The 15,266-nt window shown below is 65.5% G+C and carries 15 protein-coding genes; 4 read left to right on the top strand and 11 right to left on the bottom strand.

What is annotated here, in order from left to right:
• Positions 1–59 precede the first annotated feature (59 nt).
• Entirely contained in the window at positions 60–242 is a 183-nt protein-coding gene (locus LPA36_RS15145) for a hypothetical protein (protein WP_228877939.1), read from the top strand.
• Positions 243–310: 68 nt separating this feature from the next.
• On the opposite strand, the gene LPA36_RS15140 is transcribed toward LPA36_RS15145, so the two are convergent.
• The 4 genes from LPA36_RS15140 to LPA36_RS15125 all read right to left on the bottom strand — a co-directional run bounded on the left by LPA36_RS15140 (position 311) and on the right by LPA36_RS15125 (position 3,404).
• Positions 311–1,081 carry a DUF899 domain-containing protein gene (locus tag LPA36_RS15140; protein ID WP_228877937.1) on the bottom strand — a complete coding sequence of 257 codons (771 nt, stop codon included), beginning with the start codon at positions 1,079–1,081 and terminating at the stop codon, positions 311–313.
• A 27-nt stretch (positions 1,082–1,108) separates the two neighbouring features.
• Entirely contained in the window at positions 1,109–1,537 is a 429-nt protein-coding gene (locus tag LPA36_RS15135; protein ID WP_228877931.1) for an SRPBCC family protein, read from the bottom strand.
• Complete coding sequence (locus LPA36_RS15130) at positions 1,447–1,866, bottom strand: ArsR/SmtB family transcription factor (RefSeq protein WP_228877928.1); 420 nt, start codon at positions 1,864–1,866, stop codon at positions 1,447–1,449. Before LPA36_RS15130 ends, LPA36_RS15135 begins: the two co-directional genes overlap by 91 nt.
• 155 nt (positions 1,867–2,021) lie before the next feature.
• Complete coding sequence (locus LPA36_RS15125; protein WP_228877925.1) at positions 2,022–3,404, bottom strand: NCS2 family permease; 1,383 nt, start codon at positions 3,402–3,404, stop codon at positions 2,022–2,024.
• A gap of 553 nt (positions 3,405–3,957) precedes the next feature.
• On the opposite strand from LPA36_RS15125, the gene LPA36_RS15120 reads away from it, so the two are divergent.
• Positions 3,958–5,010 (top strand): PRC-barrel domain-containing protein, encoded by a 1,053-nt coding sequence (locus LPA36_RS15120; protein WP_228877922.1) that lies wholly within the window; start codon positions 3,958–3,960, stop codon positions 5,008–5,010.
• Positions 5,007–6,251, top strand: coding sequence for an MFS transporter (locus tag LPA36_RS15115; RefSeq protein WP_228877920.1), 1,245 nt, complete (start codon positions 5,007–5,009; stop codon positions 6,249–6,251). The genes LPA36_RS15120 and LPA36_RS15115 overlap by 4 nt, the downstream gene beginning before the upstream one ends.
• A gap of 48 nt (positions 6,252–6,299) precedes the next feature.
• On the opposite strand, the gene LPA36_RS15110 is transcribed toward LPA36_RS15115, so the two are convergent.
• Positions 6,300–7,193, bottom strand: a complete 894-nt coding sequence (locus tag LPA36_RS15110) for a LysR family transcriptional regulator ArgP (protein ID WP_228877917.1) — start codon at positions 7,191–7,193, stop codon at positions 6,300–6,302.
• A 98-nt stretch (positions 7,194–7,291) separates the two neighbouring features.
• Here LPA36_RS15110 and LPA36_RS15105 point away from each other — a divergent pair, with 98 nt between their 5' ends.
• Positions 7,292–7,912, top strand: coding sequence for a LysE/ArgO family amino acid transporter (locus LPA36_RS15105; protein WP_228877914.1), 621 nt, complete (start codon positions 7,292–7,294; stop codon positions 7,910–7,912).
• Positions 7,913–7,928: 16 nt separating this feature from the next.
• Here LPA36_RS15105 and LPA36_RS15100 read toward each other — a convergent pair whose 3' ends face one another.
• The 6 genes from LPA36_RS15100 to bcsE are packed head-to-tail and all read right to left on the bottom strand — an operon-like array spanning position 7,929 to position 15,216.
• Positions 7,929–8,156: a hypothetical protein gene (locus tag LPA36_RS15100; RefSeq protein WP_228878883.1), complete on the bottom strand. Its 228-nt coding sequence runs from the start codon at positions 8,154–8,156 to the stop codon at positions 7,929–7,931.
• A complete protein-coding gene (gene bcsG / locus LPA36_RS15095; protein ID WP_228877910.1) occupies positions 8,153–9,703 on the bottom strand; it encodes a cellulose biosynthesis protein BcsG in 1,551 nt (516 codons plus the stop codon). The genes LPA36_RS15100 and bcsG overlap by 4 nt, the downstream gene beginning before the upstream one ends.
• Before the next feature lie 53 nt (positions 9,704–9,756).
• Entirely contained in the window at positions 9,757–12,312 is a 2,556-nt protein-coding gene (bcsA, locus tag LPA36_RS15090; RefSeq protein WP_228877906.1) for a UDP-forming cellulose synthase catalytic subunit, read from the bottom strand.
• Positions 12,309–13,091: a cellulose biosynthesis protein BcsQ gene (gene bcsQ / locus LPA36_RS15085; RefSeq protein WP_228877902.1), complete on the bottom strand. Its 783-nt coding sequence runs from the start codon at positions 13,089–13,091 to the stop codon at positions 12,309–12,311. The genes bcsA and bcsQ overlap by 4 nt, the downstream gene beginning before the upstream one ends.
• Positions 13,088–13,294, bottom strand: a complete 207-nt coding sequence (locus tag LPA36_RS15080) for a hypothetical protein (RefSeq protein ID WP_407674289.1) — start codon at positions 13,292–13,294, stop codon at positions 13,088–13,090. Before LPA36_RS15080 ends, bcsQ begins: the two co-directional genes overlap by 4 nt.
• On the bottom strand, positions 13,294–15,216 hold the full coding sequence (bcsE, locus tag LPA36_RS15075) for a cellulose biosynthesis protein BcsE (protein ID WP_228877896.1): 1,923 nt from the start codon (positions 15,214–15,216) through the stop codon (positions 13,294–13,296). Before bcsE ends, LPA36_RS15080 begins: the two co-directional genes overlap by 1 nt.
• Between the last annotated feature and the right edge of the window lie 50 nt (positions 15,217–15,266).

The raw sequence follows: 15,266 nt of genomic DNA, 5'->3' as shown, positions 1-15,266 counted from the left end.
CGACTCGATAGAATCGCGCTCATTATCTGGCACGTTGTGTCGCCGGGCACGGATCCACGATGTTTATCGCACTCAATTTCGACTGGCTGACCAACCTGCTCGCGATCCTTTTCATCGTGGCGTGTCTTCATGACGCCCGCCACGATGAATACGGCACGCTGACGCTGTCGGCCGCGGCGATGGGGCTCATCGTGATGGCGATCGAGTTTTTCCTGCAGCCCGCCTTCGAAATGTCGCTGTAAGTCGCGGGGTTCCGCAACGCGACGCGCCATCGCGCGCCGCGCCTGTTTCTACTTCCTTCCTCGCGCATTCACTTTCCGCGCGACATCTCCGAACAACACGATCCCCCTTCGGGCGCGGAGGCTTTCTGCTGCCGCCCGTCGTCTTCGTAGCGGTCGTGATGGCGCATCCAGTCCATCATGTTGTTCGTTTCGTTACGCCCTTTCGGCGCGACATCGAGGAACGCGTAGGTGCCGATCATCGGCTCGCCGCCGCGCGCATACCGCGAGAACGTGTGATAGACGGTGCCGTTTTCATCCTTGTAGAACGCGCTCAATCCGTGCATTTCGTCGCATTCGAAATCCTGCACGTCGAAGTTGTAGAAGACCTTGCCTGCCTTCATCTGTTCGTCGGTATACGACACGTTGTAGTCGTAATTGAAATCGCTTTGTGCCGACGAGACCCAGCGAAATTTCCAGCCCATTCTCTTCCTGAACGCTTCGAGTTTCGCGAGCGGCGCACGCGAAACGGCCACGAACGACACATCGTGATGTTCGAGATGCTGTAACGCGCCATCGGTGTGATCCATGCCGAACGAGCAGCCCGGGCAGCCCTCTTCCCAGTCGGGCCCGAACATGAAGTGATAGACAAGCAGCTGGCTGCGTCCATCGAAGAGTTCAGCGAGCGTCTGCGAACCCTGCTGCGTATCGAACGTATAGGTCTTGTCGACCTTCACCCAGGGCAATGCAAGACGTTGGCGGTTCAGCTCGTCGCGTGCGCGCGTACAGGCCTTTTCATGGGCGAGATGCGCGCGCTGCGCGGCGATCCATTCTTCCCTTGAGACGATTCTGTGCGGTTCCATCCGGGTTTCCTCCTTAGCGGGTCCGGGTCAGGCAAACAGGTGTTCGAGCGCGTCGATCACGTCCGTCCAGCCGGAACGGTGACTGTCACGCGCGGCTTCGTCGGCGAACTGCTCGTGCGTGAGCGTGAGAAGGGTTGCGTCGCCGTCGCGCCTCAGCACGACAGTGACGAGTGATTCGCGTTCGGGTGTCGTGATCCACACCCAGGTGAACACCAGTTTCGAGCCCGGCACGACCTCGCGATATTCGCCACTGACGTCGTTCGTGCCGCCATCCGGCGCGTGCATGATCACGCGGAACCGGCCACCCACGCGCACGTCCATTTCGGCGTGCGTGACCTTGTTGCCCATCGGAGTCCACCACATCGCTACTTGCGCCGGGTCAGTCCAGGCGCGCCAGACTTTTTCGGGCGCGGCGTTGATACGACGCTGGATCGTGAGGCTGGGTCGGGTGAGCATGCGTCTTTCTCCACAAAGGCGGCAAGTCGATCGAGCTGATCCGTCCAGAAGCGCTGGTAGCGGGTGAGCCATTCCATCGCTTCCTCCATGGGCGCGGGCGCGAGCCGGCACGCAACGGTGCGTCCGGTCTTCGTGCGCGTGACGAGTCCCGCTTCGGACAGCACGTCGAGATGCTTCATGACCGCCGGCAGCGACATCTCGAACGGCGCGGCGAGTTCGCTCACCGACAGGTCGTGCTGGCCAGAAAGGCGCGCAAGCATCGCACGCCGCGTAGGGTCCGAGAGCGCGGAAAACGTGCGGTCGAGCGCCGCGTCCATATACTTAACCATGAAGTTAAGTTGAGACGATGATAGCCGTGTGTCAAGGCAGCACATGGGGTACCTGAAAGCACAAGGCGCTTCATGGCGAAATGCCATGAAGCGCCTTATTTACAGCCTCGAAACGCGATGTGACGCGGATTCAGACCCTGCGCATCATGCGCGCATCAGATTGCCCAGCCGCCGAGGTAGAACACGGCGAGCACCAGTGCGATCGCTACCGTGCCGACGTTGAGCTTGCGGAACTCGCCGCTCACCACGCGACCGATCACGAGCGTGCAGAAGCCGAGCATGATGCCCGTGACGATGTTCGCCGTGAGCACGATAAATACCGCACACACGAGGCCGGACATCGAGTCGATCATGTCGTTCATGTCGAGCTTGCTGACGCTGCTCAGCATCAGCAGACCGACGTACATCAGTGCCGGTGCCGTGGCGTACGAAGGCACGAGGCCCGCGAGCGGCGAGAAGAACATCACGACGAGAAACGCGAGACCCACCACAGCGGCAGCGAGACCCGTCTTCGCACCGGCGGCGACGCCCACCGTCGATTCGATATACGCGGCAGCCGGTGCGCCGCCCATGAAGCCGGAGAAGATCGAGCTGAGCGAATCGGCCGTCAGTGCGCGGCCGCCGTTGATGATGCGGCCGTTCGCGTCCAGCTGCCCTGCCTGCCCTGCCACGGCGCGAATCGTGCCGGTCGCGTCGAACACGGCCGTCATCACGAGTGCGAGCACGCTCGGCAGCACGGCCAGCGACAGTGCGCCCTTGATGTCCATCGAGCCGATGAGCGATGCGTGTCCCGGTGCCGACAGCGAAGGCACGGCAAAGAAGCCGTGAAACGCGACAGCCGGATCGATCATCAGCGCAATCGCGGAAATCGCGACGATCACGAGCAGGATCGAACCCGGCACGCGACGGCGCACCAGACCGAAGATCGCTGCAAGCCCGGCCACCGACATGATTACCGGCAACGACGTGATGTGCCCGAGTTGCACCGGCAGTCCCGGTCCCGGATTCTTGACGACAAGACCGACGTCGTTTGCGGCGATCAGCAGCAGGAAGAGGCCAATGCCGATGCCCGTGCCGTGTGCGATGCCCGACGGCAGGTTGCGCAGGATCCACGAACGCACGCCTGTCACCGAGATGCCGGTGAACACGAGGCCCATCAGGAAAACTGCGCCGAGTGCGACCGTCGGATGCAGGCCTTTGCCGAGCACGAGGCCGAACGCGGTGAACGCGGTGAGCGAGATCGCGCAGCCGATGGCGATCGGCAGCTTCGCCCAGACGCCCATCAGGAGCGAGCCGAACGCCGTGGTCAGACACACGGCGACGAACACCGCGCTCGTGTCGAAACCCGCCTTGCCGAACATGCCCGGCACAACGAACACCGAATAGACCATTGCGAGAAACGTCGTGATGCCGGCGATGATTTCCTGGCGCTGCGTGCTGCCACGCGAGGTGATTTCAAAGTACCGGTCGAGGATGCCCTTCGAGTCGAAAGACTGGGCGCCGACTTCGCTAATCGGCTGGGCCTGAGGTTCCATCATGGTAAGCGACTCCTTTATCAGCATGCTGAAACGGTCGATGTGCCGGCCGTCATCAGGTTTGTCTCGTTACGTTTTATGTGCCCGCTGGCTTGCCAGAGGCCTCTTTTTGCAGAGGTCGAACGCGTATCCGTTGTGCGGGCCCGCCGCGCGGCCAGACTCTTGCTGACGATCTGCCTGCAACTCGCCATTCCGCGCAATGCTCTGTTCTTCTTGTGCTGTCCCGAAATGTAGGGGAACACACACATATCTCCTATCGCATGCGCGGCATGAAGGATATGTCACGGTCCTTATGTCGTTGTGGGGCCGGACGGATAGCACACCGGGCCGCGTGTTTACACCTACGGTTTTCAGTGCGTCGAAACGTACGAGGGGACGCTTCCAGCAGCGATCGGGCGCGCGGCTTCAACGCATCCCGGAGGCGTGCTTCAGGATTGCGAGGCGCTGCATCGGGGGCGTGGCACGCCGCGCGGGTTAAACTCTCGGCCTGACACGCGACCAACTGTATCGATGGCGGACGCTTACCCGTCCGCCTGCGCCCATGGAGTCCTTCTAGATGAGTGGCGGTTTCCCACGTCCAGCCTTCCGTCTCGCGATCCTGCTCGTCCTTGTGGCGTGGTTCCTGTCGGGCTGCAGCCTGCTGCAACTGCAGGCGCCCGCGCCGATCCGCGACGCCGAAGCGATCCCGGTCGTTCCCGAACCGCAGCCGCCCGTCGCCGAGGACAACGAGCCCGAGCAGACCGACGCCACCGGCCACCGGGTGCCGAGCAAACCGAAGCGTCCGGTCGTGAAGCCGCACAAGGTCGAGGAACCGCCGCCGCCCGCGCCGCCCCCTCCGCCGCCGCCCCCACCGCCCCCGCCGGTCATCACGACGCGTACGATCGACCGTAACAGCGCGCACGGCCTGCTCGACAGCGAAGTGCAGCGGCCCGACGGCAAGGTCGTCGGCCGCGCGGTCGATCTGATCACCGACGCGAGCGGCACGCCGCGCGAGATGGTCGTGAACCTGCAGGGCTTTCTTGGCATCGGCGACCGCAAGGCGAACTTCCCGTGGAACGCGTTCCGCTTCGCGCCCGCAGCCAAAGGCGCGCCGATCACGATCAACATGCCGCAGGGCAAGCTGCCGTTCTCGATCCGGCCGAAGCTCGCGGGGCCGCTCGCCGGCACGTCGCCGACGCCCGTGAGTCCGGGACAGTTGCAACTGCTCGACACGGACGTCGAACGCGCGAACGGCGGCAAGGTGGGACGCATCATCGATGTGCTGATCGACGGGGGCGCGCAGCCGCAGGCGGTCGTGCTCGACGTGAGCGGCATCATCAGCCCTGACCGGCGCACGATCGCGGCCAACTGGTCGGCGCTGCGCTTCGTCACGAAGAACAAGGCGCTGACGCCGCTCATCGAGCTCAACGACGCGCAGATCAAGGCCTCGCCGTCGTATACGTCGGACGGGCCGATCCGCGCGGTTTCGCCCGCGCCGCCTCCGGCTCCAGCTCCAGCTGCATCTCCGGCGCCCGCCGCACCTCCCGCTCCGGCACCCGCGGCCGCCCAGGCAGGCGCAGGTGCATCGTCATCCACGGCTACGGCCTCTTCTGTGAAGCCTGCCCGATGACAGATCGACTCAAGGTTGACGCGCGCAGTCTGCGCGCCCTCGACTGGCTGAATTTTTTCGTCGCGAATGTGCAGACGGGATTCGGTCCGTTTATCGCTTCGTACCTCGCGTCGCACAAGTGGACGCAAGGCGAAATCGGTCTCGCGCTCTCGGTCGGCACGATCAGCGCAATGGTGAGCCAGGTGCCAGGCGGCGCCGCCGTCGACGCGCTACGCAACAAGAAGGGCGCGGCTGCCTGGGCGATCATCGCAATCATCGCGAGTGCGCTCCTGCTCGCCAGCCGTCCGACCGTGCTGCCCGTGATGGTCGCCGAGGTCTTCCACGGTTTCGCGAGCTGCATGCTCGTGCCGGCGATGGCGGCGATCTCGATCACGCTCGTGGGTCGCCACGATCTCGGCGACCGGCTCGGCCGGAACGCACGCTGGGCCTCGATTGGCAGCGCGGTGGCAGCGGGCCTGATGGGACTCTTCGGCGAATACTATTCGCCGCGCGCGGTCTTCTGGCTCACCGGCGCACTCGCCCTGCCCGCGCTCTTCGCGCTCAGCATGATTCATACGAATCCGAACCCGACGCCGGTCGCGGTAAAACACACGCCCAAGCCGGAGAAGGAAGAACGCGAGTCGTTGCGCGAACTGCTGCGCGACAAACGCATGCTGATTTTCGCGGCGTGCGTGGTGCTGTTCCACCTGTCGAATGCAGCGATGCTCAACCTCGCCGCGGGCGAAGTGACCGCCGGCATGGGCGACAACGTGCAGCTCGTGATCGCGGCCTGCATCATCGTGCCGCAGGCGATTGTCGCGATGCTCTCGCCGTGGGTCGGACGCTCGGCCGAACGCTGGGGACGCCGGCCGATCCTGCTGCTCGGTTTCTCGGCGCTGCCGCTACGCGCGCTGCTGTTTGCGGGCGTGAGCAGCCCTTATCTGCTGGTGCCGGTGCAGATGCTCGATGGCCTGAGCGCCGCCGTATTCGGCGTGATGCTGCCGCTGATCGCCGCCGACGTCGCCGGCGGCAAGGGACGCTACAACCTGTGTATCGGGCTCTTCGGGCTCGCGGCGGGGATTGGCGCGACGCTGAGCACCGCAGTGGCGGGCTTTGTCGCCGACCACTTCGGCAATGCGTTCAGCTTCTTCGGTCTCGCTGCGGCGGGCGCGCTGGCCGTGCTGCTCGTCTGGGTCGCGATGCCCGAAACGCGCGACAGCGAACCGCGCGATGAAACGGCGGGTGTGCCGGAAGTGCATTGACGCCTGCGGAGCCGGGCGCGGCGAAACCCTCGTTTCGCCGCGCCCGGTCTAGTCCAGAAACTCGGTGGCCCGGTTCCGCAACACCGCGCTGAAATCGTCGAGCCAGCCGATCGAAAGACGCCAGCTCTGCCAGTAAAGATCGATGTCGAGATGCTTGCCGGGCGTCATCTCGACGAGTTCGCCGCTCGCCAGATGGCGCGCAACCATCCGCTCCGGGCACATGCCCCACCCCATCCCCGTCACGCACGCGCGCAGAAAACCGGCGACGTGCGGAATCCAGTGCAGCGGCGGATCGAGTTCCGCGCGCGTCACGCGGCGCATGAAGCGCTTCTGCAGTTGATCTTTCGGGTTGAAGTCGACACACGGCGCGTTGCGCAGCGTCTCGCGCGTAACACCTTCGGTGAAATGCCGCTCGAAATAGCGTGGCGCGCAGACCGCCAGATAACGCATGCGGCCGAGGCGTGTCGAGCGGCAACCCTGCACGGGTTCCGCCTGCGTCGTCACCGCGCCCTGCACGCTGCCGTCGCGGATACGTTGCGCGGTGTGATCCTGGTCGTCGATCACGAGATCGAGCAGCATTTCGCGCTCGACGCAAAAATCGGCGACGGCGTCGATAAACCACGTGCCGACGCTGTCGTCGTTCACCGCGACGCGCAGCGTGGGCCACGATTCGACGAGCGCGCCCGGCAGTGTAGGCAGCCGTCCGCCCAGTTCGGCTTCGAGCAGTTGCACGCGCTCGGTGTGGCGGCACAGCAGCGCGCCGGAGGTGGTCGCGACGCATGGCTGGCCGCGTTTCACCAGCACACTGCCGACGCGCTCTTCCAGCAGCTTCACGCGCTGCGACACCGCGGAAGGCGTGACGTTGAGCGCGTTCGCGGCGCGGTCGAACGAGCCGTGGCGCACGACAGCCGCGAGCGCATCCAGCAAGGCATAGTCCAGCATTAGCGTTCCTTAATCCCCATTACGTGAATTAGCTTCTCTTATGATTATCCATCCCGCAGACTGGCGTCAATCGTTTCAACCCTCTACTGGATCAGGCTATGGACTGGCTCGCTTTTTCGCACGGCGCCGCGTTGTGCGCATCATTGATCGTGACCATCGGCGCGCAGAACGCGTTCGTTCTGCGTCAGGGCATCATGCGCTCGCACGTCGGAAAAATCGTCGTGCTGTGCATGCTGTCGGATTTCATCCTGATCGCGGCGGGTGTGGGCGGTGCATCCGCGCTCGTCGAACGCTATCCGACGTTCGTGCACGCGATGCTGTATGTGGGGCTCGCGTATCTCGTGTGGTTCGGCATCGGCGCGCTGCGGCGCGCGCTCAAACCCGGGCACGCGGTGCTGGATACCGCCGGCGGCGTCGCGGCGCCCCTGCAGCAACGCGCGCTGCCGGTTTTGCTGATGACGCTTGCATTGACGTGGCTGAATCCGCACGTCTATCTGGACACGTTCCTGCTGATCGGCACGGCGGGCGCGCGTGAGGTGCCGTCCGGACGCATGCCGTTTGCGCTCGGCGCGATGGCCGTGAGCGCGGTCTGGTTCGTGCTGCTGGGATATGGCGCCCGCGCGCTCGCGCCGCTCTTCAAACGTGCCACCGCGTGGCGCGTGCTCGATGGCGCGATTGGCGGGATGGTGCTCTTTATCGCGTTCGCGCAGTTGCGTTAGGCGCGCGACGCGGGCCTCAGGTTTGCGTCGGCGCCGGCGTCGGCGTCGGCGTCGGCGCCGGCGTCGACGTCGACGCGAGGCCCATCAGTCTTGCCAGCACCGGCCACTTCACCAGCGCGGCTTCATACGCTTCGTTCGCCTGGCCGTCGTAATAGGTTGTCGGGTCCATTTCCGGCAAACGGCGCGCAAGGCCGTTGATATCGTTGACCGGCCAGCCACCCGACCCGATGTTCGACGTCGTCATTTTTCGTCCACCCAGACGCCGTCCGGCGTCTTGACGACATAGCCACCTGCGGTGCGCATCGTGACCGTGCCTTCGTTTTCGCCCACCATCTGCGTTTGCGGCAGGTTCGCCGCGTATTGCGAGAGCGTGACGCCCGGCTTGAACGGGCTGTTGGAAACGAGGTTCGACAACAACTGCGACACCGCGAGAAAGCTTGTCGGGCTGTCGATCACCGTCGTCGGACCGTGATTGCCCTGGAAGCCGACAAGACGCACGCCGACCGGCCCGTGCACGACACTCGGCGTCGGAATTTCGCGCAGGCCCGCGACCTGGTTGCTGTCGCCGCGCAATGCGGCGCCGTGCTCCGGCACGAAGATGATCACCGCGCGACGCCCCGACGCCTGGATCAGGTCGGCAAAGCGGTCGAAGTCGCTCATCAGCTTGTTGACCCGCAACGGATACGAATCGAGACTCGACAGCTTGCTGTCCGGCAGACGGTTGCCGTCATGCAGGCTGATCGTGTTGTAGTACAGCGCGACGGGCCCCGGTGTCTGTGCGCGCTGCGCGAACCAGCCCGCCAGCGTTGCGTAATCGTCGTGAATCACCGAGCCGTCGAACGCGTGCATCGCAACCGGCGCGGCCGTGTTCGAAATCATCGGCACATTCGGCACGCCGACGTTGTCCTTGATGAGCTGCAGGAAGTTGTCGAAGTGGCCGTCGTGGTTGAGCATCGTCTGCGGCGTGTAACCCGCCTGCGCGAGATCTGCCATCAGGTGACACTGCTGCGGCGCGTCCTTGTACAGATCGGAGTGAGCTTCCTGACCACACGTCGCCCGCAGGACACGAATCGCGGCGGGCCCGCTGTAGCTCGCAGCGGTGCTGAAATTGGTGAACAGATAGTCGAAGTGGCTCAGCATCGGATGATTGCGCGCCTTCGCCACATCGAGATCGTCCCACGACAATGAACAGATATGCAGCACGATCACGTCGAACTGCTGGCTTGCATCGGAAGCAAGGTGGCCGAACGTGACCTGGCGTTGCGACTCCTGCGTACGAAACGCTGCCAGCGCGGCGTTGTGGTCCTGCGGCTGCGCGACGACCGTGTCAGCCGTCGCGGCCGCCGGCGTGCCCGTTTCGACGCGCGCGAGCACCGCACTGCCCGCCTGCCACACCGGCAATGCAATCAGCGCGATCATCACGAACGTCGCGACGCGCAGCCAGCGGTTCACCACCCGATATGCGATGAGCGCTCCCACGGCGACGAGGAGCAGCATCGGCGGCACGAAACGCTGCGCGAGTTCGAGCCAGTACCCGAAGCTGAATGTACTGAGATTGCCAGCCTCCTCGACGAGCCGTGCAAATGGCGGCACGTTCGCTTCGTAGTACATGAGCGGCAGGCCGATCGCGAGTCCGGCCACAAGGCGCAACGCGCGCAGCCCGCGATGGCGCAGCGTCGAGCTTGCCGCGAGCGCCACGGCGAACGCGATATTCGCTGTCCAGAGCGGCTTCAGGTGCCCCGCTACGAACAGATAGAGCTTGGCGATGAAGTACAGATTCCAGAGTGTCATGAACGATAGTTCCTTATTGCGCGGCGTGCCGCGCGGCCGGCCTTATCCGGCATTCAATAGCGTGTCCGGTCTGGTGCGATGAACGCCTGCAACGATCGCGATGCGCCCTTCAACATGCGCGAATAGCCTTCGACGCCCGTCGCGAGGACGTCCTTCAGGCCACGCAACGGTGCGTCTTCGACGGTGCGCTCGCCCCATTTGAGCCATGCATCCGCGCGACCGAACGTGCACTGCACGAGCTGCCGCTCCTGCTCCAGCGTGAGGCCGTCGAACTGCACGCCGAGATGCCGGCCCGCCAGACGGGTCACGCGCACGGGAAAATGAAACTGACGGTCGCCACGGCTCACGACGACGCCGAGCGTGTCGCCCGCCGCCAGATCGAGGTTGGGTTCGACATCGAGACCGAGGCCGCCCGTCGAATAGTCCCCCGTATGACAGGCGACGGTGGTGCCATCGGCGAGCAGCAGCGTCGCGGGCATTTCCATCGCGATGCGATGCGTGACACGCACCTGCTTCGCCTCGCGGGCGACGCTCACGGCGGCGCCCAGCATCACGAGGTTGTAGAACGTCCAGAACACGTTCATCAGGATCGTCGGTGCCTCGTCGCCGCCCGTGAACACGAGCCGGTAGATACCGGTCAGCATGGCGAGCGCGTTGAGCACGAGCAGCACAATATAGGGCTTCGAAATGGCCCAGTCGAGATGGCTTTCGTCGGTCTTGCCACCCTTGTCCGTCACGTTGAACTTGCCGTGCTTCGGGCTGAAAAAGGCCAGCGTGGTCGGCAGCGCGATGTACCACGCGAGCACCGATTCATAGACTTCGGCCCAGAACGAATGGCGGTACTTGCCCTGCATCCGCGAGTTCGCGATGCTGGCCAGCACGAGATACGGCAGCACGAATCCGGCGATGGTCGTCGCCGACGCGTTGATGAAATACAGCTGGAAAAACAGGTACGCCATCGGCATCGTCAGGAAGATGAGGCGCGGAATGCCGTAGAAGAAATGCAGCATCGCGTTGCCGTAACACAGGCGCTGGAAGAACCCGAGGCCGCGCCCGAGAAACGGATTGTCGACGCGGAAAATCTGCGCCATGCCGCGCGCCCAGCGGGTGCGCTGACGGATGTGGCTCGCGAGGCTCTCCGTCGCGAGACCGGCCGCCTGCACGGTCGGCAGATACGCCGTCGTGTAGCCGCGGCGATGGAGCCTGAGCGCGGTGTGCGCGTCTTCCGTGACGGTCTCGACCGCTACGCCGCCGATCTCCTCCAGCGGCGCGCGCTTGATGATCGCGCACGAACCGCAGAAGAACGACGCGTTCCATAGATCGTTGCCCGACTGCACGAGACCGTAGAACAGGTTGCCTTCGTTCGGCACGCGCCCGAACGTGTTCAGGTTGCGCTCGAACGGATCGGGCGAGAAGAAATGATGCGGCGTCTGCACCATCGCACAACGGGCGTCGCGCAGGAACGTGCCCATGGTCGTCTGCAGGAACGAGCGCACCGGCACGTGATCGCAGTCGAAGATCGCGATGTATTCGCCCTGCGTCGAGGCGAGCGCGCGATTGATGTTGCCGGCCTTCGCGTGCGCGTTGTCGTCGCGCGTGAGGTAGCCGATGCCAGCCTCTCGCGCGAAGGCTTCGAATTCGGGCCGCCGGCCGTCGTCGAGCAGATAGACACGCAGTTTCTCGGCAGGCCAGTCGACACCCTGGGCGGCGAATACCGTCGGTCTTACGACGGACAGTGCCTCGTTGTACGTCGGGATGTAGATATCGACCGTGGGCCAGGACGTGGGATTGTCAGGCAGATCGGCAACCGTGCGGTTGAGCGGCCACGCGGTCTGCACGAAGCCGAGCAGCAGGATGAGCCACGTATAGGCTTCGGCCGCGAACAATCCATAGCCCACGATGCCTTCGGCGGGCGTGCGGAAATCGAGCGTCTGCGTGGTGCGCCACCAGACGTAGCGCACCATCGCGAGAAGCGAAAGCGTCGCCAGAACGAGCACCGGCAGGCGGCCCGGGAAGCGCCGGATCACAAGCGCAGCCACAACCAGCACGGCAAAGAATTCGAACTGGCCGTTCGACGACAGCGGCGACGTGCCCACCATCAGCCACAGCACCGCGCCGGTCACGACGAGAAACGGCAGGAGCAGGCGCATATCTCCGACACGGTTCGTGCCGCGTTCGATCCGCTCGCCCCAGCGCACCCACGGCAGCTTCGCGATCATCACGTCGAGACGTCGCATCGAACGTTGCACGACGCGCGCGACCGGCACGAGCCAGCGGTCCACCCAGGCAAACGCCTCGCGTGCACGGGCGGCGCCGCGTCGCGCGTCGGCACGCGGCGCTCTCACGAACGCGCGCCATAGCCACTCGCGCGCGCTGTGCGGTTCGAGCACGCCCCACTGCGCGGCCAGATGCAAGATGGCCGCACGGATCCATTCGCGCGCGTAATCGCGTTTGCCGGCCCGTGGCGGCTGGAAGAAGAGCCGGACCCACCAGTCGAGCGCCGAGCGCCGCGCGGGCAGACCGAGACCGCGCGCGAGCCAGTCGACGGCGCGTTCGCGCAGCGTCCTTCGCCGGCCGCTGTCGGTGTGGGCGCGTTCGGGCTGTGTCATACGTGTTCACCTGTGCGACGCGGCGCATGACTTGCGCCGAGCCACGCGTCGAGCCAGTTCGCAAGCCCCTGCAGATCGTGCGCGGCCTGCGACTGCGGCGCGTCGTCGAAGAACCAGGTGCCGCGTGCGAGCGACTCGGGCAACGCGGCATCGAGGTGGACACGCTGCGCGAGCGACACCGATCCGCCCACCGCCGCGCGCAGCATCGCGAGCGCATCGCGCTGCATGTCGCGCGCCGGGTTCAGGCGGTTGACGACCACCTCGACGTTCGCGCACGCGGCGCGCAGCGCGCCAAGGCGTGCGACCAGCGTTGCGCACGCCGCGGGTTCCGGCGGCGTCACGCACAGCACGAGATCCGCGCAACGCACTGCGTGATCGGCCTGCTGCGAGGGATAGCGTGCCGTGTCGATCAGCACCACGCCGCTTTCCGGCAGGTCGATCTGGGCAACCGCGGCGGCGAGCCATTGCTGCGAGCCCGCGAGACGGCTTTCGGCCGCCGCGAGTTGCGGCAACGTCAACTGTCCGTGCGGCACGAACAGCACGCCCTCGCTATTGCGCCAGGTGCTGGCATACCAGGCGTCGTTGCCCTCCACGAGCGCGCTCGCGATTCCCGATGGTGAAAGCGCGTCGAGGCCGAGATGCGCGCCGAGCAGATTCTGCGGATCGAAGTCGAGCGCGACGACCGCGCGCCGGCGACGCGCCAGCAGCACCGCGAGCGATGCCGTCAGCGTCGTGCGCCCCGCGCCGCCTGCGGTCGATACGAGCGCGATGGTTGTCATGGCGACACCTCGTGCGATGGCGCCGGGTCCGGCAGCAACCGCGCCCGTAATGCGACTGGTTCGATATCGCACGTCACCGCATCGTCCGGATCGAAGTGGCGTGCCGCGACGAAGCCGCGTCGCGCGCCGCTACGCTGCGCGATGATCCAGGCAGGAATCGCAAGCACCAGTCCGGCGATAAAGCAGGTCAGAAGGAATTCCATCACGGGTTCTCCGTTGCGCGCAGCGGCATCGCGCAGGGTTCTGCGTGGCGCGTTCGCGCGCTCCCGCCCGCTTCGGCTGAGCCAGCGCGCGCCGCTTCGTTGCGTGCGTCCGACAACGCGCGCTCGACCGCTTCGAGTTGCGCGGCGGCGGCGATTGCGGACAACGCGTCCGTCGCCTTTGATGTCTCTGCTGGCGTTTCGGCGGGTCTGGGCTGCGCGCCGGCGACGGTTGCCGGGAACAGGTCGCTAAAGTCGGCAACCGGGATACGACGATGCGCGGCATCGAGCGCGTCCAGTTCGGCGGCGATGCCCTCCTCCGCGAGGTACACCGTGCGCTCCGACAGCCCCGCGACAGGTACATCGAAGAAATGCGCGAGCGCCGCGCCGGCATCCGCGAGACGGCAGGCAAACAGGAACACGTAGAGATGCGACGCGTCGGCCGTGAAGACATCGCCCGCACGACGCGGCGTGCAATGCCGCAACGCATCGACATGCGACAGCGACGGCAGCAAGGCGATTTTCACCAGCACATGCGGCAGGCGCAGCGCGGCGCTGCGTTCGAGCACGCCGCGCAGGCGTGCGCTGAACGTGCCGACCGGCAGATAACCCAGGATATCGTCGCTCAGCGCGGCGGCGAGTGCCGTGCGGTAATCGTCGGCGACGGGCCGCGTATGCAGTTGTCCCCGCAACGATTGCAGCAGCGACTGGATGCGTGAAAACGGCAGTTGCCGTCCGATTACGAGATTCGCGCCGAGGCTTAGCACCAGCAGTTCGTATTGATGCCGCAGCACTTCGCCACGCTCGACAACGACAATCTTCAACGCGCGGCCACATCGACGGCGCAGCGTGTGAATCGCGGCGCACAGCGCTTCGAGTTGCGCGCCGCCCAGATATTCGAGCAGAACGGTCGCGGCCTGCGCGCCTTCGCACGCGACGAGCGCGGCAGCCTGATCGGCGACGATATCCCAGTCGCGCGGCACCCATGCTTCATCGCCGACCACGCTGCGGCATGCAACGACGCGCTCTTCGTCGCGCGCGAGGTGTGCGCCGGTACGGGACGTCGAGGTGTCGGGTGAATCGGGCGCAACCGTCAGCCGGCCGCTATCGGTAAAGCGCAGCGAACGCACGGCGCCCGTCACGAGCGCGCGGCCAGTGCGCCAGAAATCGACGTGCCACAGCAGCTCGCCATGCGTGCGCTGCACGCGCGCGACGCCCGCACAGGCGCCGTGAAATTCGAGCCGGCCCGAAGGTACAGCTTCGTGATTGAGCGTTTCGTCTGCGAACAATGCGTCGTCGCTGTCGGGATCGTCACCGTGCGATGCGGGGCCCAGCAACAGCACCAGCGTGATGTTGCGCGAGGCGCACCAGTCGGCCAGCATGCGCCCTTCGCGCGCGAGTGCGACCGGATCGGACCAGCTGAACCAGCGCTCCGCACCTTCGACGAAATACAGCGCGCCCGAACGAAAACCAAACCGCTTCAATGCACGCAGCGCGCCATACAGCTTCGCGAAGGCGACCGGTCCGCGCGCATCGGCTTCGGGTTGAGCGAAGTCCGGCATCGTCAGCACGTTCAGTCCACGCGGCCAGCCGCGCGCGGGACGATCGCCGCTGAAGCCGAGTTCACGCATCGACGCCGCGATGGCGGAACGCGGCCGCGCCAGCACCACCGTGACATTGCTCGACTGCGCTTCACGCGCGCTGGTCCAGATCAACGCGTCGCTCGCCGGCGTGGCCGCCGTCATGTAGATCGCGTACAGGCTGCCCGGCGCGAGCGTTGCCCATTCGTCGGGCAGGCCATCGACGGCAAGCCGCTCCGGTTGCCGCTGCCGGCCGCCGGAGCCTGGCCAGCCAGCGACGCGCAGCCACCTGCTCAGCCCGGAGGCGGCCGGTGTGGCGCTGGTTCGGTTGGATTCGGTGCTCACGCGTCGTTGTCCTGAAAGGGTTCCATTTGTCGTTTGTCCTGGCGCCTGGC

The sequence above is a fragment of the Paraburkholderia saeva genome (assembly GCF_907164555.1).
GTDB lineage: Bacteria > Pseudomonadota > Gammaproteobacteria > Burkholderiales > Burkholderiaceae > Paraburkholderia > Paraburkholderia saeva.
This window is presented reverse-complemented; position numbering and strand designations above follow the sequence as displayed.